This window comes from Georgenia daeguensis (assembly GCF_039537705.1).
Lineage (GTDB): Bacteria > Actinomycetota > Actinomycetes > Actinomycetales > Actinomycetaceae > Georgenia > Georgenia daeguensis.
In genome coordinates this window covers 218168-240090 of the sequence record NZ_BAABBA010000005.1, presented here as the reverse complement: position 1 = coordinate 240090, position 21923 = coordinate 218168, and the positions used below count along the sequence as shown (strand labels likewise).

The window sequence follows — 21923 nt, the reverse complement described above, 5'->3', positions numbered from 1 at the left end:
GGTCCCAGGACCGACGGAAGGATGGTGCGCGTGCTCGGGTTGCCGCAAGGCGTCACGGCCTGCCTGTTCGACCTCGACGGCGTGCTCACAGACACCCAGCGCATCCACGCCGCCGCCTGGACGCGGACGTTCGACGAGTTCCTCTCCGCCCACGCCGCTCGCACCGGGACACCGTTCGTCCCGTTCAGCGAGGCCGACTACGCCGCCCACGTGGACGGCCGGCGGAGGGCCGACGGCGTGCGCGACTTCCTCCGCAGCCGCGGCATCGAGCTCCCCGAGGGCCGGCCCGACGACCCGGCCGACGCCGCGACCGTCAACGGCGTGGGCAACCGCAAGAACGAGCTCCTGCTGCGGGTGATCCGCGAGGACGGCGTCGAGGTCTACCCGGCCAGCCGCCGCTACGTGGACGCCGCGCGCGAGGCCGGCCTGGCGCTCGCCGTCGTCTCCTCCAGCGCCAACACGACCACCGTGCTGGAGGCCACGCGCATGGCGGACCGCTTCGACGTCGTCGTCGACGGCGTCGTCGCGCGCGAGCGGTCCCTGCCGGGCAAGCCGGCCCCGGACACCTTCCTCGCCGCCGCGGCCGAGCTGGGCGTCGCGCCCGGTGCCGCCGCCGTCTTCGAGGACGCGCTCGCCGGCGTCGAGGCGGGCCGGGCCGGCGGGTTCGGGTACGTCGTCGGGGTGGACCGGCTCGGGCAGGCGGACGCGCTGCGGGCCGCGGGGGCCGACGTCGTCGTCGGGGACCTGGGAGACCTGCTGTGACCGGCGGCCACGCCGACCTCGGCCGGGACCCGTGGGTGCTGCGCGAGACCACGCTGGACCTGGAGCACCTGGGGCAGACCGAGTCGCTCTTCGCCCTGTCCAACGGCCACGTCGGCCTGCGCGGGAACCTCGACGAGGGCGAGCCCAACGCGGTCCCCGGCACGTACGTCTCCGGCGTCTTCGAGCACCATCCGCTGCCGTACCCGGAGGGCGGCTACGGCTACCCGGAGGACGGGCAGGCGATCGTCAACGTCACCAACGGCAAGCTCATCCGCCTGCTGGTCGACGACGAGCCGTTCGACGTGCGCTACGGAACGCTCACCAAGCACGAGCGCCGGCTCGACCTGCGCGCCGGCACCCTGCGGCGCGAGGTGCACTGGACCTCGCCCGCCGGCCGGCCCGTCCGGATCAAGTCCACCCGTCTGGTCTCCTTCGCCCACCGGGCCGTGGCCGCGATCGCCTACACGGTCGAGGCGGTGGAGCACACGCGCATCATCATCCAGTCCGAGCTGGTCGCCAACGAGGCGGCGCCGGCGCCGGACAGCGACGACCCGCGCGTGGCCAAGGCCCTGGACGCGCCGCTCGTCGCCGTGAGCCAGGACGTCGAGCAGCGGGGCGCCGTGCTGGTCCACCGCACCGCCCAGTCCGGGCTCCACGTGGCCGCCGGCATGGACCACGACATCGAGTGCCCGGGGCAGTACGACGTCGAGAACGAGGTCCGGCCCGACTGGGCCCGCACCTCGATCGTCACCGCGCTGCGGCCCGGGCAGAAGCTCCGCGTGGTCAAGTACGTGGGGTACGGCTGGTCCTCCGTGCGCACCTCCACGGCGCTGCGGGACCAGGTCGCCGCCGCGCTCACGAGCGCCCGGTACGCCGGCTGGACCAGCCTGCGCCTCTCGCAGCGGGAGTACCTCGGCGACTTCTGGGAGGCCGCCGACGTCGAGATCGAGGGCGACGAGCTCCTGCAGCAGGCGGTGCGGTTCGGCCTCTTCCACGTCCTCCAGTCCGGCGCGCGCGCCGAGGGCCGGGCGATCGGCGCCAAGGGACTGACCGGCACCGGGTACAACGGTCACACCTTCTGGGACATCGAGGGGTTCGTGCTGCCCGTGCTGGCGCTGACCGCGCCGGAGGCCGCTGCCTACGCGCTGCGCTGGCGCGCCAGCACGCTGCCGGCGGCCCGCGACCGGGCCCGCACGCTGGGGCTCGGTGGCGCCTCGTTCCCGTGGCGCACGATCGACGGCGCAGAGACCTCGGCGTACTGGCCGGCCGGCACGGCCGCCTTCCACGTCAACGCGGACATCGCCCGGGCCTTCGACGTCTACCGCCTCGTCACCGGGGACACCGCTCTCGAGCGCGACGGCGGTCTCGAGGTGCTCGTCGAGACGGCTCGGCTGTGGGTGTCCCGCGGCCACCACGACAGCGCCGGGGGCTGGCACGTCGACGGCGTCACGGGCCCGGACGAGTACACGGCCGTGGTCGACGACAACGTCTTCACCAACCTCCAGGCCGCCCGCAACCTCACCGCCGCGGCCGCGGCCTGCCGCCGCCACGCCGACCTCGCCGCCGGGCTGGGGGTGACCCAGGAGGAGCTCGACTCGTGGGAGTCGGCCGCCGCAAACGTCCACATCCCCTACGACGCGGAGCTGGGCGTGCACGAGCAGTGCGCCCACTTCACCCGGTACGCGGAGTGGGACTTCGAGCCCGACGGCAAGCGGTACCCGCTCCTGCTGCACGCCCCGTACGTTCAGCTCTACCGCAAGCAGGTGGTCAAGCAGGCCGACCTCGTGCTCGCGATGCACTGGCACCCGGACGCGTTCACCGCCGAGGAGAAGGCCCGCAACCTCGACTACTACGAGCGGCGCACCGTGCGGGACTCCTCCCTCTCCGCCTGCACGCAGGCGGTGATGTGCGCCGAGACCGGCCACCTCGACCTGGCGCGGGACTACCTCCACGAGGCCGCGCTCGTCGACCTCCACGACCTCCAGGGCACCGCCGAGCACGGCGTGCACCTGGCCTCGCTCGCCGGGGCGTGGATCGGCGTCGTCGCCGGGTTCGGCGGGCTGCGGGAGGACGGCGACGTGCTGCGCCTGGCGCCGGCCCTGCCGACGACGGTCGACGCGCTCACCTTCCGGGTGCGCTGGCGCGGGATGCGGCTGGAGGTACGGGTCGCCGAGGGTCAGGTGCGGTGCGCCGTCGCCGGCCCGGCGGGCTGCCGGATGCCGCTGCGCCTCTACGGCGAGGACGTCGAGGTCGGCGACGACGCCCCGGTGGTCCGGCCGCTGCGCCGTCCCGAGCCGCTCCTGCCCCCGCCCACCCAGCCGCCGGGCCGTGCGCCGCGCCGGATCAACGGCGACGGCGGCTTCGACGAGCCCGTGTCTCACGAGGCGGACCACCTGGCGTAGTGGCGGCGTTACCGCTCGTCGCGCTCCTCCCTCTCGTCGTCCCGCCAGCCGTGGGAGTGCCGCAGGCTCCGGGCGCGGGCGGCGTCGGCGGCCTGCCGGCGCCGCGCCTTGTCCGTGGCCCGGCTGTCCCGCACGGGGAGGTGGACCTTGTGCTCCGCCTCCCGGACGCCGGCGACCAGCTGGCGCGCGCGGTGGACCTCGGAGTCGAGCTCCGCGCCCAGCAGCAGCGCCATGTTGATCACCCACAGCCAGAGGCTGAACACCACGACCCCGGCCAGGACGCCGCCGTACGTGAGGTCGATGCGCCCGGAGGTGGCGTAGAGCCGCAGGAGCAGGGTGGCGACGCCGGAGACGCCGAGGGCGACGAGGGCGCCCGGCGACATCCAGTGGAAGCGCGGGTGGCGCACGTTGGGGGTGGCGAAGTAGAGCAGCGCGACCACCAGCACCGCCGCCGCGAGGAGCAGCGGCCAGCGCAGCACCTCCCACACCAGCAGCGCGGTCCGCCCGACGCCGAGCACGGTGCCGATCGCGCGCGCCACCGGTCCGGAGACGACCAGCAGCAGGGTCACGAGGACCCCGAACGCCACGAGGATCACCGTGGTCAGCAGGTGCCACGCCTGCAGGCGCCACAGCGGCCGGCCCTCGTGCACGCCGTAGATGTGGTTCATCGCACGGCCGAAGGACCCGACGTAGCCCGCCGCGAGCCACAGCGCCGTCACCAGCCCCACCACGAGCGAGATGCCGGCGGAGGGGTGGTCCATGAGCGCCAGCACCGGACGGCTGACCGCCTCGAGGGACTCCTGGTCGGGGGCGAGGAGGCGCAGCACGTCGAGCACCGCCTTCACGGCGGCCTCGTCCTGCCCCGCGAGCGCGAGCACGGAGGCGAGCGCGACCGCCAGCGGCGGGATCGACAGCGCCCCGAAGAAGGTCATGCCCGCGGCCCGGTCCCAGCACTCGTCGGCGAAGAACTTCCGGACCGCCTTGCCGGTCATGAAGCGCTTCGACGGGCGTCGCCCGAGCACCGGGGCAGGCCCCCCGGACGACGGCGCCGCCGTCGCCGGCTGGCGTGTCTCCTGTCCCATCGGCGCACCTCCTTCACGCAAGCCAAGCACCGGGGCGCCCGGCGCGCTCGGGCGGGGCCACGCCTGCACCGTGTCCGGCCGACCATGTACCGTCAGCGCGAACCCCCGGCCGCCCACGAGGCGGTCAGCCCAGAAAGTGAGGAAGGTCCGCGTGACCAGCTCCCGCAAGCTTGTGATCGTCGAGTCGCCCGCCAAGGCCCGCACCATCGGCGGCTACCTCGGCCCGGACTTCGACGTCGAGGCCAGCGTCGGGCACATCCGCGACCTGCCCCAGCCGTCGGAGCTGCCGGCCGAGATGAAGAAGGGCCCGTACGGGAAGTTCGCCGTGGACGTCGAGGGCGACTTCGACCCCTACTACGTCGTCGACGCGGACAAGAAGAAGAAGGTCGCCGAGCTCAAGCGCGCCCTGAAGGACTCCGACGAGCTCTACCTCGCGACGGACGAGGACCGCGAGGGCGAGGCCATCGCGTGGCACCTGCTCGACGTCCTCAAGCCCAAGGTGCCGGTCAAGCGGATGGTGTTCCACGAGATCACCCGCGAGGCGATCAGCCGGGCGCTGGAGAACACCCGGGACCTGGACACCCGGCTCGTCGACGCCCAGGAGACGCGCCGCATCCTGGACCGCCTCGTCGGGTACGAGGTCTCCCCGCTGCTGTGGCGCAAGATCAAGCCGGGCCTCTCCGCCGGGCGCGTCCAGTCCGTCGCCACCCGCATGGTGGTCGAGCGGGAGCGGGAGCGCATGGCGTTCCGCGCCGCCTCGTATTGGGACGTCAAGGGAACCTTCACGGGCGGTCCCGCTCAGGACCGTGGCCAGTTCGTCGCCCGCCTGGTCACCCTGGACGGGAAGCGGGTCGCCTCCGGCCGTGACTTCGGTGACGACGGCCGGCTCAGGCCGGCCGCCGTGAAGGCGGGCACCGTCCACCTCGACGAGGCGCGCGCGACCGACGTGGCCACGGCCCTGGAGAAGGTCGAGGCGCGGGTGGTCTCGATGGAGACCAAGCCCTACACGCGCCGCCCGGCCGCGCCGTTCACGACCTCGACCCTGCAGCAGGAGGCCTCCCGCAAGCTGCGCATGAGCGCCCGGGAGACCATGCGCACCGCGCAGGGCCTGTACGAGAACGGCTTCATCACCTACATGCGTACCGACTCCTCGGCGCTGTCCGGGCAGGCGATCTCCGCCGCCCGCCGGCAGGCCGCGGAGCTCTACGGCGGCGAGTACGTGCCGGAGAAGCCCCGCGTGTACGGCACGAAGGCCAAGGGCGCGCAGGAGGCGCACGAGGCCATCCGCCCCGCCGGGGACTCCTTCCGGACGCCGGCGCAGGTGGCCGGCCAGCTCAGCGGCGCCCAGTTCAAGCTCTACGAGCTGATCTGGAAGCGCACGGTCGCCTCGCAGATGGCCGACGCCCGCGGCTCGACCGCCACCGTCCGGCTCGGCGCCGACCCGGCGCTCGCGGACGGGACCACCGCACGCGCCGAGCTCACCGCCTCCGGCACCGTCATCACCTTCCGCGGCTTCCTCGCCGCCTACGAGGAGGGCCGCGACGCCGACCGGTACGACAAGGACGGCAAGGACGACAGGGAGACGCGGCTGCCCGTGGTCGCCGAGGGCGACGTCGTCGTCACCGACGCCGTCACCGCCGAGGGGCACGAGACCACCCCGCCGCCGCGCTACACCGAGGCGAGCCTGGTCAAGGCGCTGGAGGAGCGCGGCATCGGCCGCCCCTCCACCTACGCCGCCACGATCTCCGTGATCGTCGACCGCGGCTACGTCGACCGCCGCGGGCAGGCCCTGGTGCCCACCTGGCTGGCGTTCTCCGTGGTCCGCCTGCTCGAGGACAACCTCCCGCGGCTCGTCGACTACGACTTCACGGCCGAGATGGAGTCCGATCTCGACCGCATCGCCTCCGGGTCCGAGGACCGCGTGGGCTGGCTGGCGCGCTTCTACCGCGGCGACGCCGCCACCGAGCGCCCGGGCCTGAAGAACCTCGTCGAGGGGCTCGGCGACATCGACGCCCGCGCCGTCAACAGCATCGACATCGGCGACGGCATCACGCTGCGGGTGGGGCGCTACGGCCCCTACCTGGAGACCGCCGCCACCGAGGGCCAGGAGGGGAAGCGCGCCTCCGTGCCGGACGACGTCGCCCCCGACGAGCTCACCGTCGAGTTGGCCCGCGAGCTCCTCGAGCGCCAGGCCGACGACGGGCGCGAGCTCGGCACCGACCCCGCCACGGGGCACACGATCATCGCGAAGAACGGCCGCTTCGGCCCGTACGTCACCGAGGTCCTGCCCGAGGACGACGACGCGGCCGAGGCTGCGCCGTCGGGGGTGAAGAAGCCGGCCCGGAAGAAGGTCGCCAAGGCCAAGCCGCGCACCGCCTCGCTGCTGAAGTCGATGCAGCTGGAGACGGTCGACCTTGACCAGGCGCTGAAGCTGCTGTCCCTGCCGCGGGTGGTCGGCACCGACCCGGAGGGCGTGGAGATCACCGCGCAGAACGGCCGGTACGGCCCGTACCTCAAGCGGGGCACGGACTCGCGCTCCCTGGAGTCCGAGGAGCAGATGTTCGACATCACCCTCGAGGAGGCGCTGGCCATCTACGCCCAGCCGAAGACCCGGCGGGGCGCCACCGCCAAGCCGCCGCTGCGCGAGCTGGGGGAGGACCCGGTCAGCGGCAAGCCCGTGGTGGTCAAGGACGGCCGGTTCGGCCCGTACGTCACCGACGGCACCACGAACGCCACCCTGCGCAAGGACGACGACATCGAGTCGCTCACCCCCGAGCGCGGCTACGAGCTCCTCGCGGAGAAGCGGGCCAAGGGGCCGGCCAAGAAGCCCGCGCGCAAGCCGGCGGCCCGCAAGCCCGCCGCGAAGAAGGCGACCACCCGCAGGACGCCCGCGAAGGGCTGAGCGGCTGCGGCGCGCGGGGGCGGGCCGGCCCTGGCAGGATCGGCCCGTGACCGTTGCCGCGACCCTGCAGGTCCGGGTGCTGGCCGCCAGCTTCCTCGGCCGCCTGCGCCACGCCTTCCGCGCGCCCAGCGTCGTCCTCGACGGCGACGTCCACGACGCCCGGGCCGGACGCGTGCTGCGGCTGGCGGTCGCGCCGGGCAGCCACGAGCTGACCGTCCGCGACGGCGCCCGGACGGCGTCGACCGTGGTGGAGCTGGGGCCGGGCGGCACGGTCACCGTCGAGGCCCGCGCCTCCGGCGGGGACCTCACCCTCGCCGTCGGACCGTAGATTTGCTGCCATGACCTCGTCGACGGCGGCGCCGCCCCCGCTGGCCGCACCGCCGGACCCGCGCCACGCCCCGCCGCTGCGCTGGGGGATCCTCGGCGCCGGCGGCATCGCCGCCCGGTTCGCGCGCGAGGTCCCGGCCCGCAGCGCGCAGCGGGTGGTCGCCGTCGGGTCCCGGGACGCGATGAAGGCCGCCACGTTCGCTGCCGAGCACGGTGTCGACCGCGCCTACGGCGGGTACGCCGCGCTGGTGGCGGACCCGGAGGTCGACGTCGTCTACGTCGCCACGCCGCACAGCCACCACCACGCCCACGCCATGCTCGCGCTCGCGGCGGGCAAGCACGTGCTGGTGGAGAAGGCCTTCACCCGCAACGCCGCGGAGGCGAAGGAGGTCCTCGCCACCGCGGGCGATCTCGGCCTGTTCGCGATGGAGGCGATGTGGACGCGGTTCCTGCCGCACATGGTCGCCCTGCGCGAGGTGGTCGCCTCCGGCGCGCTGGGGGAGGTGCTCGCCGTGCACGCGGACCACGGGCAGCGCCTGGACCTCGTGGAGCGCCTCTACGCCCCCGAGCTGGCCGGCGGGGCGCTGCTGGACCTGGGGGTGTACCCGATCTCCTTCGCGCACAGCCTCCTCGGCGCCCCCGCGGGCGTGCACGCCGCCGGTGTGCTGACGGACCTCGGCGTGGACGCGCACGAGGCGGTGACCCTCACCTACGCGGGGGAGCACGCGCGCGCCGTCGCCGTGTGCACCGCGAACATGTGGGCCCGCAGCCCCACGACGGCCTCGGTGATCGGCACGGAGGGACGCCTGGACGTCGCCGCGCCGTTCTACGGCACGAGCGGCTTCACGGTCACCCCGTTCTCGGGGCGGGCGTGGAGCTGGCCGCCCGAGGGTGCCGACCGCGGCGGCTTCCAGCACGAGGCGGCGGAGGTCGCGCGGTGCGTGGCTCAGGGGCGCCAGCAGTCCGACGTCATGCCGTGGAGCGCGACGCTCGAGGTCATGGCGACCCTCGACGAGGTGCGCCGCCAGCTCGGCGTCGTCTACCCGGGCGAGCTCACGGGCGTCGACCCCGCCGTGGAGGCGGTCCCGGAGCCGGACGTCCCCCCGCGCTGACCGACGGAGCGGAGGAAGGTCCGGACGGCACGGTTGAAGGCCACCGGTGCCTCGATCTGGCAAAGGTGCCCGGCGCCGGGCAGCACGGTGAGCGTCGAGCCGGCGATCGAGGCGTGCAGGTGGTCGGCGACGGCGCGCGGCGCCCGCGTGTCCCGCTCCCCGTTCACCACCAGCGTCGGCACCCGCACGCGGGGCAGGACCTCCCGCAGGTCCGTGGCCGAGGCCCGGGCCATGGCACGGAACCCGTCCGGGTGGAAGGCCCGCACCGCCGCGGCGAACTCCTCGACCGCCGCACGCGGCGTGCCGGGCGCGAACATCGTGGGCACCAGCGCCGCGGCGAGCTCCTCGCCGCCGGAGTCCGCCAGCGCGAGCGAGTCCTCCAGCCGCCGGCGCGCCACCTCGGCGGGCAGCGACCCCACCCAGCCGGCGTAGGCGTTCACGAGGACCAGGGTGGCCGGCGTCGCGGGGTGACGCCCGAGCAGGGCGAGGGCCAGTGCCCCGCCGAAGGACACGCCCGCCACGTGCGGCCGGTGCAGGCCCAGCCGGTCGAGGAGGCCGGCCAGCGCGTCCGCGTAGCCGGCCATGCCGAACCCCTCGGGCGGGTCGTCGGACCGGCCCGCGCCGGGAGCGTCCCAGGCCACCACGGTGAACTCGTCGGCGAGGGCCTCGAGCTGGCGGCGCCACGTGCTGCGCGCGTCCCCGACGAACCCGTGCAGGAGGACGAGCGGCGGCCCCTCGCCCACCCGCTCGTACGCGATCGCGAGCCCGTCGACGTCGACCCTGTGCATCGTCAGCCCCCTCACGGCCGGGGCCCTCACTCTGGCACGCGCGGCCGCCAGGGGCGGGCGGAACGGCCGGCGCCGGTGGGGACGACGGCGGAGCGTGCGGGCGTGCGCGGCTACCCTGGCCCGGTGAGCCCCGAGGTCCCGAACGCCGTCCCGCCCGCCGCCGACCTCGCCCACCGGGGGTGCTTCGTCTCGTTCGAGGGCGGCGACGGCGCCGGGAAGACGACGCAGCGCGACCTGCTCGGCGGGTGGCTCGGCGGGCTCGGGCACGAGGTGGTCCTCACCCGCGAGCCCGGCGGGACGGCCCTCGGCCAGGTGCTGCGCGACGCCGTCCTGCACGGCGAGGACCTCGACCCGCGCACCGAGGCGCTGCTCTACGCCACCGACCGCGCCCACCACGTCCACCGGCTCGTGCGGCCGGCGCTCGCCCGCGGCGCCGTCGTGGTCACGGACCGGTACCTCGACTCCTCCGTCGCCTACCAGGGCGCTGCCCGCGAGCTGGGCGACGACGAGATCCGCGCGCTGTCCCTGTGGGCGACCGAGGGGCTGCTGCCGGACCTCACCGTCCTGCTCGATCTCGACCCGTCCGCCGCGGCCCGGCGGCGCACCGGCGCCCCGGACCGCCTCGAGCGCGAGTCCCTCGAGTTCCACACCCGGGTGCGGGAGCACTTCCTCGCGCTCGCCCGGGCCGAGCCGGGCCGCTTCCTGGTGCTCGACGCGGCCGCGCCGCCCGAGGAGATCCACGCCGCCGTGCGCGCCCGCCTCGCGCCGCTGCTGCCGGCGCCCGCCGCCGCGACCTCCCCGCAGGGCTCACGATGAGCGTCTGGGACGAGGTGGTCGGGCAGGACGAGGTGGTCGCCACGCTGCGCGGCGCCGTCCTCGCCTCGCGCCAGGCCGACGGCGACGCCGCCGCCCGCGCCATGACGCACGCGTGGCTCATCACGGGGCCGCCCGGCTCCGGGCGCTCGGTGGCGGCCCGCGCCTTCGCGGCCGCCCTGCAGTGCACCGACCCGGCGGAGCCGGGCTGCGGGCACTGCCACGGGTGCACGACGGCGCTGGCCGGGACCCACGCGGACGTCACCCTCATCGGCACGGAGAAGGTCATCTTCGCGATCGAGGAGATCCGGCCGCTGATCTCCCAGGCGCAGCGCGCGCCGTCCCAGGGGCGGTGGCGGGTCATGCTCATGGAGGACGCTGACCGCATGGTCGAGCGCACGTCCAACGTGCTTCTCAAGGCCGTGGAGGAGCCGCCGCCGCGGACGGTGTGGCTGCTGTGCGCGCCCAGCCCGGAGGACGTGCTGACCACGATCCGCTCGCGCTGCCGCGCCGTGCACCTGCGCGTCCCGGACCCCCGGGCGGTGGCCGACCTGCTCGTGCGCCGCGACGGCCTGGACCCGGACGTGGCGCTGGCCGCCGCGCGGGCCGCCCAGTCCCACGTCGGCCTGGCCCGCCGGCTCGCCCGTGACCCGGAGGCCCGCGCCCGGCGCCGCCGCCTGCTGGCCGTCCCCGCCGGCATCCGCGGGGTGGGCGACGCGGTCCTGGCCGCGGCCGACCTCATCGACACCGCGGCCGCCGACGCCAAGGCCGCCACGGAGGAGCGCGACGCCGCCGAGAAGGCCGAGCTGCTGCGCAACCTCGGCGCCGAGGCCGGCACCCGGCTCCCGCCCGCGCTGCGCGGGCAGGTCAAGCAGCTCGAGGAGGACCAGAAGCGGCGGGCCACCCGCGCCCAGCGCGACGTGCTCGACCGGGCGATGGTGGACCTGCTCTCCCTCTACCGTGACGTGCTCGTCGTCCAGCTCGGGGCCGACGTCGAGCTGATCAACACCGACCTCGGCGCAGAGGTGCGCGCCCTGGCGGGCGGCTCCACGCCCGAGCAGACGGTGCGGCGCATGGACGCGGTGGGGGTGGCCCGGGAGCGGCTCGCCGCGAACGTGGCGCCGCTCCTGGCCGTCGAGGCGATGATGGTGGCCCTGCGTCCCCAGGGATGACAGGACCCGCGGCTGGCGGTCCCCGGCGCCAGGTAGCGTGAGCGCGTGCCACGTTCCGTACGCGCCGCCGTCCTCGGCGTGCTCGCCGCCGCCCTGACGCTCACCGCCTGCACCCCCGAGCCCCTCGAGCGCGTCCCGGACGCCGGGTCGACCGACTCCTCGCCGACCGCCTCGGCCGAGGGGACCACCACCCCGTCGACGGACGAGCTGCAGGCCTACTACGGCCAGCGGGTCGCCTGGGACGCGTGCGGGGACTTCGAGTGTGCCGAGGTCGCCGTGCCGCTGAGCTACGACGAGCCCGACGGCGAACGGATCACCCTCGCGGTCAAGCGGCTGGCCAGCGCCGAGCCCGATGCCCGGGTCGGCTCGCTCCTGATTAACCCCGGCGGGCCCGGCAGCTCCGGCCTGGACCTCATGGACGCCGTCCCCACGATGTTCAGCGAGGACCTGCGCGCGGCGTACGACGTGGTCGGCTTCGACCCCCGCGGCGTCGGGGCCTCGACGCCGGTGGACTGCGTCAGCGACGCCGAGCTCGACCGCATCCGCAGCGCCGACCACGACACCGAGACCACGGAGGGCCTCGACGCCTACCGGGCGGACGCGAAGCTCATCGCGGACGGGTGCGTCGCCAGCACCGGTGAGCTGATCGGGCACGTCGACACCGAGTCCGCGGCGCGGGACATGGACATCCTGCGCGCCGTGCTGGGCGAGGAGAAGCTGGACTACCTCGGGTACTCCTACGGCACGTTCCTGGGCGCGACCTACGCCGAGTTGTTCCCGCAGAACACCGGGAACCTTGTCCTCGACGGAGCGATGGATCCCTCCCTCAGCTCGCACGAGACGACGTTGGCCCAGGCCGTCGGGTTCGAGGAGGCGCTGCGCGCCTACGTCGAGGACTGCCTCGGCGGGCCGGACTGCCCGCTGACCGGCTCGGTCGACGACGGTGTCCGGCAGGTGCAGACCCTGTTCGACATGGTGGGGGACACCCCGCTGCCCACGGCCACCGGCCGTGAGCTGACGGCCTCTCTCGCCTTCTCGGGCGTCATCACTCCGCTGTACGACAGCGCCAGCTGGTTCGTCCTCTCCGCGGCGCTCGACCAGGCGATCAACGAGCGCGACGGCTCGCAGCTGCTGTTCCTGGCCGACCTCATGGCCGGGCGCGAGGAGGACGGGACCTACCCGAAGAACTCCACCGAGGCGAACTGGGCGGTCAACTGCCTGGACTTCCCGGCCACCGGCGATCCGGCGCAGTGGCAGCAGCAGGCGGAGGAGCTCGAGGCCGCCGCGCCGACGTTCGGCCCGGCGATGGGCTACGGCGACATGCTGTGCGACCAGTGGCCGGTCGAGGGCGACGCCGAGCGGGGGCCGATCACGGCCGAGGGCTCGGCCCCGATCATGGTGGTGGGCACCACGGGCGATCCGGCGACGCCGTACGAGTGGAGCGTCAGCCTGGCCGAGCAGCTGGAGAGCGGCTTCCTCGTCACGTACGAGGGGGAGGGGCACACCGCCTATGGTCGGTCCAACGAGTGCGTCGTCCGCGCGGTCGACGACTTCCTCATCGACGGGACGGTCCCGCAGGAGGGCCTCACCTGCTGAGCTGCGGTGCGGCGAGTGATGCCGCGCACACCTGGCCGGACCGTTTTGTTCCAGGCGCCACGCTCCCGGTACAGTGGTCCGCGCTGCGTCGGGCGATCCTCGACGCGCACGCCGCCTTAGCTCAGTCGGCAGAGCGATTCACTCGTAATGAATAGGTCGTGGGTTCGATTCCCACAGGCGGCTCCGCTCCGGCGGCCCGGTCATGACGCCCAGTCGGACCGGGCCGTCCGTCATTCCCGGCCGGGCGACGTTGCTCCCCGGGCCCGAGGTGCGGGGATTTACCGTCGCAAAATCTCCGGCCGTGCCGTGCGGGCGGCAATGTCGCCGTGCGGCTATGCCGTGACGGCACTTCCTGCGCCGGGAGTCCGCTCCAATTTCGGCCGCTACGGTGTGAAATTGTTCCCATACTCGGTCCCCGGATTGCGCCCACGGTGAATTCGTGCGGGTGTGCGCTTTCCGGGTCCGGGCGGGTGCGTGCCCCGGACCGCCGGACGATGGGCGGGCTTGTCGGCCGCGGGCGGCTCGTGCCGCGTCGGTGGGCCGGGCGGCGGCGCCGGTGCTTCGGCTCCCCGTGCCAGTGCGGCCTGGCGCGGATCCGGGTGCGATCGCTCCCGCGCGAGATTGCCGGGGTTCGGGGTGCTCGCCGTACACTCGAGAGGTGGACTATCTCGTCGCGCTCATCCCCTCGGTCGGTACCGGGCTGCTGTTCTACCTCGTGATCCGCGCCTTCGTGAACGCCGACCGTAACGAGCGCGAGGCGATCCGCAGGCTCGAGGACGAGTCGCTTCGGAAAGGCCCGGAACAGGCCCCGCGCGCCTGATTACATCTTCTTCCACAGCACGCGCCCGTTGGCGTGACATTCCTCGTCAAAAGAATTACGCTCGCGCATCAGGTGATCGACACGCGTATCACTCTCAGGGGTGTTCTCCTGTTCTCACGATTGACGACGAGAAAGAACCCGCCATGGTGCAGAAGATGCAAGTCCAGCTCATCGACGATATCGACGGCTCTCCCGCGGACGAGACCGTCACATTCGCAATTGACGGCGTGACCTACGAGATCGACCTCTCCGACGCCCACGCCAAGGCTCTGCGCGAGTCCTTCGCCGAGTGGAAGGGGCACGCGCGCCGGGCCGGCGGGCGGCGCGCGCCCGCGCGGCGCTCGACCGGCGGCACCGCCGCCCGTTCCTCCTCCTCGGACGCGGGCCGCATCCGCGACTGGGCCCGCGAGAACGGCTACGAGGTCTCCGAGCGCGGCCGGATCTCCGCGGAGATCCGCGAGGCCTACGAGAAGGCCACCAGCTGACCCGGTCCCTGCCGGACCGGCGGCCGGCCACCCGACGGGGTGGCCGGCCGCCTGCGTCGTGGGGCCGACGTCCCGCGTGTGCCCCGCCGCGATGATGGAACAATGAGGTCCATGACCTACACCCTGGTACTGCTCCGTCACGGCGAGAGCGACTGGAACGCCAAGAACCTCTTCACCGGCTGGGTCGACGTGCCCCTGTCGGAGAAGGGCGTCGAGGAGGCCAAGCGGGGCGGCGAGCTGCTCCGCGAGGCGGGGGTCTCCCCGGACATCCTCCACACCTCGCTCCTGCGCCGCGCCATCTCCACCGCGAACTACGCCCTCGACGTCGCCGACCTGCACTGGATCCCGGTCAAGCGCAGCTGGCGCCTCAACGAGCGCCACTACGGGGCGCTGCAGGGCAAGAACAAGAAGGAGATCCGCGACGAGTACGGCGAGGAGCAGTTCATGCTCTGGCGCCGCTCCTACGACGTGCCGCCGCCGGAGATCGAGCTGGGCTCGAAGTACTCCCAGGACTCCGAGCCGCGCTACGCCGGCGAGCCGATCCCGCGCGCCGAGTGCCTCAAGGACGTCCTCGAGCGTGCCCTGCCGTACTGGAACGCCGAGATCGTCCCGGACCTCAGGGCGGGCAGGACCGTGCTCGTCGCCGCCCACGGCAACTCCCTGCGCGCGATCATCAAGCACCTCGACGGCATCGATGACGAGACCATCTCGGGCCTGAACGTGCCCACCGGCATCCCGCTGCTCTACGAGCTCGACGAGAACCTGCGCCCGACCGTCAGCGGCGGCAAGTACCTCGACCCGAAGGCGGCCGAGGCCGCCATCGCCGCGGTCGCCAACCAGGGCAAGTAGCCGCGTCAGCACCCCCGACGAGGAAGGGTCCCGCACCGACGGTGCGGGACCCTTCCCGGTCCACGGGCCCCGCCTCCCGGCGGGACCGGCGGCTCAGTCCTGGCGCGCGGCCTGGTCGGTGACCTGCTCGTCCTTCAGGCCGAGCACCCCGGTGTTGACGACGGCGTTCTGCAGATCGCCGGTCACCAGGAACGACACGCGGCGCGCCACGGAGACGCCGTGGTCGCCGAAGCGCTCGAGGTAGCGGCCCAGCAGGACCGCGTCGACCAGCTGCTGGCGGGTGAGCTGCTCGTCATCGTCCAGGACCACCTGGAACGACTCGCGGTGGAGGCGGTCCAGGACGTCGTCGTCCGCCTCGATCCGCTCTGCCAGGTTCAGGTCCCGGCTCTCCAGCAGCTCGACCACCTGGCGTGCCACCTTGACGGCCTGCTCGCCCATCTGGTGCAGGATCTCGCGCGTGCGCCCGGTCGCCGCGACCTCCGGGTAGCGGCCGCGCGCGACGTAGGCGACGTGGCGGGCCAGGTCACCCATCCGCTCGATCGTGGCGGACAGGCGCATGGCGGAGACGACGACCCGCAGGTCCGTGGCCACCGGCTGCTGCCGCGCGAGCAGCGAGACGCCCTGCTCGTCCAGGCTCCGCTCGATCTCGTCGATCTGCCGGTCGGCGTCGATGACCTCCTCGGCCAGGGTGAGGTCCGCCGTCTCGAGCGCCTTGGTGGCCTTCTCGATCGCGGAGCTCATGTGCTTGGCCATGGTCAGCAGATCGCCGCCGAGCTGCTCCATCTCTTGCTTGAAGATCTCACGCATCGCAGGCTCCCTCGGTCGCTCTTCCCCCGCTGCGAGCGGGATATCTGTTCCCCTACCGTAGCCAAGCGGCCCGCAGTGTACGACCGATGGCCGCGCGATGAACGCGGGATGACGCCCCGGGGCCGTCTCGGTGAACTGGCGAACCGCGCCCTACCCTCGGGGCATGGAGTTCATGCAGATCCTCAGCGTCGTGCTGCTGGCTCTGCTCGTGGTCGCTGCCGGGATCATCGCGTTCCTCGTGAGTGAGCGTGAGCGGAGCGGCTACCGCGACACCGGTCGGGGGGACGGGCTGGACGACGTCATCTCGGTCCTCTCCGTGCTCCCGCAGGCGGTCCTCGTCCTCGAGCCCGACGGCGACGTCCAGCGGGCCAGCGCCGCCGCCTACGCCTTCGGCCTGGTCCGCAACGACGTCGTCGCCCACCCCGAGGTTCGCGACATGGTCGACGGCGTACGGCGGGACGGGCGCATCCGGGACGAGGAGCTCACCCTGTCCCGCGGCCCGGTGGAGGGTGCGGGCACGCTGCGGATGCAGGTGCGCGTCGCGCCGCTGCGCCACGGCCGGGTGCTCGTGCTCGCCGAGGACCGTACGGCCGCGCGCCGGCTCGAGGAGATGCGCCGGGACTTCACCGCCAACGTCTCGCACGAGCTCAAGACGCCCGTCGGCGCGCTCGGCCTCCTCGCCGAGACGGTCGCCGACGCCGCCGACGAGCCGGACACGGTGCGTCACTTCGCCGGGCAGATGCAGAAGGAGTCGGCGCGCCTGGCCTCCCTCGTCCAGGAGCTCATCGACCTCTCGCGCCTGCAGGAGCCGGACGCCCTCGTGGATCCCGAGCTGGTCGACCTCGACGCGGTGGTGGCCGAGGCGGTCGACCGGGTGCGCGTGGAGGCGATGTCCCGCAAGGTCACCCTGGTGCTCGGCGGCGAGAAGGGCGTGAAGGTCTACGGCGACGCGGCGCTGCTCACCACGGCCGTGCGCAACCTCCTCGACAACGCCGTCCGCTACTCCGCACCGACCGGCCGGGTCTCCGTGGGCGTCCAGCGCCGGGACGCGCTGGTGCGCATCGCCGTCGTCGACCAGGGCGCGGGCATCGGCCCCGAGCAGCGCGAGCGGGTCTTCGAGCGCTTCTACCGGGGCGACGAGGCCCGCTCGCGCGAGACGGGCGGCTCCGGCCTCGGGCTGAGCATCGTCAAGCACATCGCCAACGACCACGGCGGGCGCGTCGAGCTGTGGTCGACCGAGGGCAAGGGCTCGACGTTCACCCTCGTCCTGCCCGAGGCCTACGGCCCCGCCACCCCCGACGAGGCGGGCGCTCAGGCCGCCGCCGACGCAGCAGACGAAGCCGGGGGGCTCCCCGCCCCCCGGAGGACCGACGCCATGGAGGACACCCACTGATGACGACCATCCTGCTGGTGGAGGACGAGGCCTCCTACCGCGAGCCGCTCACCTTCAAGCTGGAGCGCGACGGTTACGAGGTCGTCGCGGTGGCCGACGGGCACGACGCCGTGGCCGCGTTCGACCGCGGCGGCGTGGACATCGTCCTTCTCGACCTGATGCTGCCGGGGCTCTCCGGCACCGAGGTGTGCCGGCAGCTGCGCCAGCGCAGCAACGTCCCCGTCATCATGCTCACCGCCAAGGACAGCGAGATCGACAAGGTGGTCGGGCTCGAGATCGGCGCCGACGACTACGTCACCAAGCCCTACTCGTACCGCGAGCTCGTCGCGCGCGTCCACGCCGTGCTGCGCCGCGGCGCGGGGCAGGACGACCTCTCCGAGCCGTCGGTGCTCGCCGTCGGACGGGTCCGCATGGACGTGGACCGCCACGAGCTCAGCGTCGACGACGAGCCGGTCGCCATGCCGCTGCGCGAGTTCGAGCTGCTCGAGCTCTTCCTGCGCAACCCGGACCGCGTGCTCACCCGGGGCCAGCTGATCGACCGCATCTGGGGCGCCAACTACGTCGGCGACACCAAGACGCTCGACGTCCACGTCAAGCGCGTGCGGGCCAAGATCGAGCAGGACCCGGCACGCCCCACCATGCTGCAGACCGTCCGCGGACTCGGCTACAAGCTCGTCACCCCGGAGGCCTGAGCGTCGACGACGGAGCCCCCGGGACGCTGGTGCGTCCCGGGGGCTCGTCGCCGGACCTGCGCGCCGCCGCGCGCGGCCGGGAGGGTCAGGCCTGGTCGAGGTACTCGTCGTAGGGCGGGATGGTGCCGTCGAGGACGGGAACCTCGACCTGGGCGTCGCCGGCCGACGGCATGGAGACGGTCGCCGGGATGGTGGCGCCCGGCTCGGCGTCGACGCTCTGGGTGGTGATGCCCGCGTCGGTGAAGTTCACGTGCTCGCCGGCGTCCACGCGCACGGGCACGGTGGCACCGCCCTCGCCGATGGTGAAGGAGACCTCGACGTCCTCCCCGGACCTGTTCACCACGGCGCCGAGCAGGTGGCCCGGCTGGCCCTCGCCCTCGGTGAGGATCATGAGGTTCTCGACGACGACCTCGTCGCTCACGGCGACCCGGATCCCGTCGCTGGGCGCGTACGGCTCGGCGGTGGTGATGGGGTTGGCGACGGCGCAGCCGGACAGGGTCAGCGTCCCGCCCAGTGCGGCGAGGGCGGCCAGTCGGGTGCGACGGGTGGTGCGGACCACGGGTTCTCCTTCGTCTAGATCGGGACAGCGCGCGGTCCCTCCCAGGGGGAGGTTACCCGAGGGATCCACGAGGCGGACGCAGCCGCCGGCGGGGGCGCCCCGGCCACCGGGTGTGCCCCCGTTTTGTCGCGTCCCTCACGAGCCGCAGAATCTCGCCACTTTTCCGTGTTAGACTAGGGACCCTTAGCGACTGAAGGAGCCTTACGACAATGACCTTCGCTGTCGGCGAGACCGTCGTCTACCCCCATCACGGGGCGGCACTCATCGAGGACATCTCCACCCGCGTCATCCGCGGCGAGGAGAAGCTGTACCTCCACCTCCGGGTCGCCCAGGGCGACCTGACCATCCAGGTCCCGGCCGAGAACGTGGACCTGGTCGGGGTGCGTGACGTCGTCGGTACCGAGGGCCTCGAGAAGGTCTTCGACGTGCTTCGTGCGCCCTACACCGAGGAGCCGACCAACTGGTCGCGCCGGTACAAGGCGAACGTCGAGAAGATCGCCTCCGGCGACATCATCAAGGTGGCCGAGGTGGTGCGCGACCTGTCCCGCCGCGACACCGACCGCGGGCTCTCCGCGGGCGAGAAGCGCATGCTCGCCAAGGCTCGTCAGATCCTCGTCTCCGAGCTCGCCCTGGCGGAGAAGACCGAGGAGGACAAGGCCGAGGCGATCCTGGACGACGTTCTCGCGTCCTGATCGCGCGGTGACCGGGGCGGACGTCCGCGTGGGCGTTCTTCGCGCATGAGCTCGGCCGCCGTCCTGACCGCGGCCGGCTCCGGCACCCGGCTCGGACGCGCGCTGCCCAAGGCGCTCGTCGAGCTCGGCGGGCAGCCTCTCGTCCTGCGGGCGGCCGTCGGGCTCGCCCGCGCCGGCTGCATCGGCGCCGTCGTCGTCACCGTCCCCGCGGCGGAGCGCGACGCCTTCGCCGCGCTCTTCCCGGGCGGCACCGTGCCCGGCACGGACGTTCCCGCGCGCGTCGTCGCCGGCGGGCCCACCCGCCAGGCGTCGGTCGCGGCGGGCCTGGCCGCGCTCGGTGACGACGTCGACGTGGTCCTCGTGCACGACGCCGCCCGCTGCCTGACCCCGCCCGCCCTCGTCCGCGCCGTCGAGGCCGCCGTGCGGGCCGGCCACCGCGCCGTCGTCCCCGCCGTGCCGGTCACCGATACCGTCAAGCGGGTCGGCGACGCCGGCCCCGACGGTGCCGCGCCGGTGGTGGCCACCGTCCCGCGCCTGGACCTCCGCGCGGTCCAGACGCCCCAGGGGTTCGACCGGGCGCTGCTCGACGCCGCGCACGCCGCCGGCGCGCACCGCGCCGGTGACGAGGCCGCGGCGGTCTCCGACGACGCCGGGCTCGTGGAGGCGCTGGGGGAGCGGGTGTGGGTCGTCCCGGGCGACGAGCGCGCCCTGAAGATCACCACGCCGCGCGACCTGGCGCTCGCGGAGCTCCTGCTCGCCGAGGACCACTAACCTGGCGCGCATGCAGCTGCCACGCACCGGGATCGGCACGGACGTGCACGCCTTCGCGCCCGCGGGCTCCGGCCGCCCGATGCGGCTGGCCTGCCTGGACTGGCCCGGCGAGACCGGCCTCGAGGGCCACTCCGACGCCGACGTCGCCGCCCACGCCGCCTGCGACGCCCTCTTCTCCGCCGCCGGGCTCGGGGACCTGGGCGGCCAGTTCGGCACCGCCGACCCAGAGTGGTCCGGCGCCTCCGGGGAGCGGATGCTGGCCGAGACCGCACGCCGGCTGGCCGAGGCGGGCTGGGAGATCGGCAACGTCGCGGTCCAGGTGATCGGGGTCCGCCCGCGGATCGGCCGCCGCCGGGCCGAGGCGGAGGAGGCGATGTCCGAGGCGCTCGGGGCGCCGGTCTCGCTCTCCGCCACCACCACCGACGGGCTCGGGTTCACCGGCCGCGGCGAGGGCGTGGCCGCCGTCGCCACCGCGCTCGTGGTGCGCAGGCCGCTCGAGGCGGCCTGAGGGCAGGACCGCGCACTGCCGGACCGTGCCGGTCAGCGCACCCGCGAGGTCACACCGGGGACCCGCAACCGCCAGAAGAGCGCCAGCCCGAGCGCAAGGGTCAGCACGATGCCCAGCATGCCCGTCCGGGCGCCGGCGACCGCGGTGAACACCGCGATGAGCGCGGGGGAGATGAAGCTGACGGCCCGGCCGGCCGTGGCGTAGAGGCCGAAGGTCTCGTTGGCCTCCTGCGGCGGCACCATCCGCGTGAGGAGCGTGCGCGACGCGGACTGGACCGCCCCGACGAGGGAGGCGATCCCCATGCCGAACACCCAGAACACGGAAGTGGCGTCGAACGCGACGATGACGAGCCCGAACACGATCATCGCCGTGAGCGAGCCGACGATCACGGGGCGTGGACCCACCCGGTCGTCGACCTTGCCGAAGACCCACGTGCCGAGGGCCGCGACGACGTTCGCGGCGATGCCGAAGGTGACCACCTGAACGGTGTCCATCCCGTAGGAGGTGGCGGCGATGACACCCGCGAAGGAGAACACTGCGCTCAGGCCGTCCCGGTAGACCGCCGCGGCGACCAGGAAGTGGAGCAGCGACCGCTCCTGGCGCCACATCCGCACCACCCGCGCGACGATGTCCCGGTAGGCCTGGACCGGTCGGAACGGTGCGCGCACCATGATGGCCTCGGGCGCCTCGCGGGGGCCCCAGATCATGACCGGGACGGAGAAGACGAGGAACCAGGCGGCGCACATCAGCGCCACAGCGCGGGCGTTCTGCGCGTCCTCGGTGGGCAGCCCCAGCACCCCACCTTCGAGGATGAACCCGAACAGTGCCACGACCAGGGCGATGACGCCGCCCACGTAGCCGAGCGCCCACGCCGTGCCGGAGATGCGCCCCACGGTGCTGGGGGTGGATATCTGCAGCAGCATGCCGTTGTAGAAGACCCCGGCGATCTCGGCGATCACGGAAGCCAGCGCGATCAGGCTGACGCCGAGCAGGAGGTAGCTGTTCTCCGGGCGCACGAACCACATCGCCGCCATGGTCGCGACGACCGCGAGCGTCGAGACGGTCAGCAGCAGACGGCGGTTGCGCACCCGGTCCGCCCACGCCCCCATCAGCGGGGCGAGCAACGCCACCAGGATCCCCGCCACGGTCTGGGCGTTGGAGTAGACCTGCTGCCCGTTCTCCGGGTCCGCCGCCACCGTGCCCGTGACGTACACGGAGAACACGAACGACAGGATCACGGTGTTGAAGGCGTTGGACCCCAGGTCCCACAGGCTCCACGCCGCGACCGTGCGGCGCGGCGCCGGGCGAGCCACGACGGGCGCCGGCCCGGGGAGCTGGGCGGTGTCGGCATGGAACTCGGGCAGCGGTCCGTTGCTCACACCGCGCACCGT

At 73.7% G+C, this 21923-nt stretch carries 21 protein-coding genes and 1 tRNA gene; 17 read left to right on the top strand and 5 right to left on the bottom strand.

Annotated features, from left to right (window positions below; translation table 11 throughout):
- Window positions 1-21 precede the first annotated feature (21 nt).
- On the top strand, window positions 22-762 hold the full coding sequence (locus ABD774_RS07235; RefSeq protein WP_345039299.1) for an HAD family hydrolase: 741 nt from the start codon (window positions 22-24) through the stop codon (window positions 760-762).
- Entirely contained in the window at window positions 759-3164 is a 2406-nt protein-coding gene (locus ABD774_RS07230) for a glycoside hydrolase family 65 protein (RefSeq protein WP_345039297.1), read from the top strand. The genes ABD774_RS07235 and ABD774_RS07230 overlap by 4 nt, the downstream gene beginning before the upstream one ends.
- 8 nt (window positions 3165-3172) lie before the next feature.
- Here ABD774_RS07230 and ABD774_RS07225 read toward each other — a convergent pair whose 3' ends face one another.
- Window positions 3173-4246 carry a YihY/virulence factor BrkB family protein gene (locus ABD774_RS07225; protein ID WP_345039294.1) on the bottom strand — a complete coding sequence of 358 codons (1074 nt, stop codon included), beginning with the start codon at window positions 4244-4246 and terminating at the stop codon, window positions 3173-3175.
- Window positions 4247-4397: 151 nt separating this feature from the next.
- On the opposite strand from ABD774_RS07225, the gene topA reads away from it, so the two are divergent.
- Genes topA through ABD774_RS07210 form a run of 3 tightly spaced genes read left to right on the top strand, consistent with a single transcriptional unit; the run spans window position 4398 to window position 8587 of the window.
- The gene (gene topA, locus ABD774_RS07220; protein WP_345039292.1) at window positions 4398-7148 is read left to right on the top strand and encodes a type I DNA topoisomerase; all 2751 of its coding nucleotides are present in this window, start codon (window positions 4398-4400) and stop codon (window positions 7146-7148) included.
- A 46-nt stretch (window positions 7149-7194) separates the two neighbouring features.
- Window positions 7195-7476: a hypothetical protein gene (locus ABD774_RS07215; protein ID WP_345039289.1), complete on the top strand. Its 282-nt coding sequence runs from the start codon at window positions 7195-7197 to the stop codon at window positions 7474-7476.
- Window positions 7477-7486: 10 nt separating this feature from the next.
- Window positions 7487-8587, top strand: coding sequence for a Gfo/Idh/MocA family protein (locus ABD774_RS07210; protein WP_345039287.1), 1101 nt, complete (start codon window positions 7487-7489; stop codon window positions 8585-8587).
- Here ABD774_RS07210 and ABD774_RS07205 read toward each other — a convergent pair.
- On the bottom strand, window positions 8515-9375 hold the full coding sequence (locus ABD774_RS07205) for an alpha/beta fold hydrolase (RefSeq protein WP_345039285.1): 861 nt from the start codon (window positions 9373-9375) through the stop codon (window positions 8515-8517). The genes ABD774_RS07210 and ABD774_RS07205 overlap by 73 nt on opposite strands.
- Before the next feature lie 123 nt (window positions 9376-9498).
- On the opposite strand from ABD774_RS07205, the gene tmk reads away from it, so the two are divergent.
- The 7 genes from tmk (at window position 9499) to ABD774_RS07170 (ending at window position 15110) form a co-directional block, all read left to right on the top strand.
- Window positions 9499-10191, top strand: a complete 693-nt coding sequence (gene tmk / locus ABD774_RS07200; RefSeq protein ID WP_345039282.1) for a dTMP kinase — start codon at window positions 9499-9501, stop codon at window positions 10189-10191.
- Entirely contained in the window at window positions 10188-11360 is a 1173-nt protein-coding gene (locus ABD774_RS07195) for a DNA polymerase III subunit delta' (protein WP_345039280.1), read from the top strand. Before tmk ends, ABD774_RS07195 begins: the two co-directional genes overlap by 4 nt.
- A gap of 45 nt (window positions 11361-11405) precedes the next feature.
- The gene (locus ABD774_RS07190) at window positions 11406-12956 is read left to right on the top strand and encodes an alpha/beta hydrolase (protein WP_345039278.1); all 1551 of its coding nucleotides are present in this window, start codon (window positions 11406-11408) and stop codon (window positions 12954-12956) included.
- 110 nt (window positions 12957-13066) lie between these two features.
- Window positions 13067-13139 (top strand) — tRNA-Thr (locus tag ABD774_RS07185).
- A gap of 475 nt (window positions 13140-13614) precedes the next feature.
- A complete protein-coding gene (locus tag ABD774_RS07180) occupies window positions 13615-13776 on the top strand; it encodes a hypothetical protein (RefSeq protein WP_345039276.1) in 162 nt (53 codons plus the stop codon).
- Between the two features lie 143 nt (window positions 13777-13919).
- Window positions 13920-14261 (top strand): histone-like nucleoid-structuring protein Lsr2, encoded by a 342-nt coding sequence (locus ABD774_RS07175; RefSeq protein WP_345039273.1) that lies wholly within the window; start codon window positions 13920-13922, stop codon window positions 14259-14261.
- Window positions 14262-14372: 111 nt separating this feature from the next.
- A complete protein-coding gene (locus ABD774_RS07170; protein WP_345039271.1) occupies window positions 14373-15110 on the top strand; it encodes a phosphoglyceromutase in 738 nt (245 codons plus the stop codon).
- 93 nt (window positions 15111-15203) lie between these two features.
- On the opposite strand, the gene phoU is transcribed toward ABD774_RS07170, so the two are convergent.
- Window positions 15204-15917: a phosphate signaling complex protein PhoU gene (gene phoU / locus ABD774_RS07165; protein ID WP_345039269.1), complete on the bottom strand. Its 714-nt coding sequence runs from the start codon at window positions 15915-15917 to the stop codon at window positions 15204-15206.
- A gap of 163 nt (window positions 15918-16080) precedes the next feature.
- Here phoU and ABD774_RS07160 point away from each other — a divergent pair, with 163 nt between their 5' ends.
- Both ABD774_RS07160 and ABD774_RS07155 read left to right on the top strand, forming a co-directional pair.
- Entirely contained in the window at window positions 16081-17310 is a 1230-nt protein-coding gene (locus tag ABD774_RS07160; protein WP_345039267.1) for a sensor histidine kinase, read from the top strand.
- Window positions 17310-18002: a response regulator gene (locus ABD774_RS07155; RefSeq protein ID WP_345039265.1), complete on the top strand. Its 693-nt coding sequence runs from the start codon at window positions 17310-17312 to the stop codon at window positions 18000-18002. Before ABD774_RS07160 ends, ABD774_RS07155 begins: the two co-directional genes overlap by 1 nt.
- An 85-nt stretch (window positions 18003-18087) precedes the next feature.
- Here ABD774_RS07155 and ABD774_RS07150 read toward each other — a convergent pair whose 3' ends face one another.
- Entirely contained in the window at window positions 18088-18561 is a 474-nt protein-coding gene (locus ABD774_RS07150) for a hypothetical protein (RefSeq protein ID WP_345039263.1), read from the bottom strand.
- A gap of 209 nt (window positions 18562-18770) precedes the next feature.
- Here ABD774_RS07150 and ABD774_RS07145 point away from each other — a divergent pair, with 209 nt between their 5' ends.
- From ABD774_RS07145 to ispF, 3 genes are read left to right on the top strand one after another with little or no spacing between them, the layout of a single operon-like run.
- Window positions 18771-19253 (top strand): CarD family transcriptional regulator, encoded by a 483-nt coding sequence (locus ABD774_RS07145; protein WP_248259157.1) that lies wholly within the window; start codon window positions 18771-18773, stop codon window positions 19251-19253.
- 45 nt (window positions 19254-19298) lie between these two features.
- Window positions 19299-20024 carry a 2-C-methyl-D-erythritol 4-phosphate cytidylyltransferase gene (gene ispD / locus ABD774_RS07140; RefSeq protein WP_345039258.1) on the top strand — a complete coding sequence of 242 codons (726 nt, stop codon included), beginning with the start codon at window positions 19299-19301 and terminating at the stop codon, window positions 20022-20024.
- A gap of 10 nt (window positions 20025-20034) precedes the next feature.
- Window positions 20035-20532, top strand: a complete 498-nt coding sequence (gene ispF / locus ABD774_RS07135) for a 2-C-methyl-D-erythritol 2,4-cyclodiphosphate synthase (protein ID WP_345039256.1) — start codon at window positions 20035-20037, stop codon at window positions 20530-20532.
- Window positions 20533-20564: 32 nt separating this feature from the next.
- Here ispF and ABD774_RS07130 read toward each other — a convergent pair whose 3' ends face one another.
- Window positions 20565-21911 carry an MFS transporter gene (locus tag ABD774_RS07130; RefSeq protein WP_345039254.1) on the bottom strand — a complete coding sequence of 449 codons (1347 nt, stop codon included), beginning with the start codon at window positions 21909-21911 and terminating at the stop codon, window positions 20565-20567.
- Window positions 21912-21923: the final 12 nt, after the last annotated feature.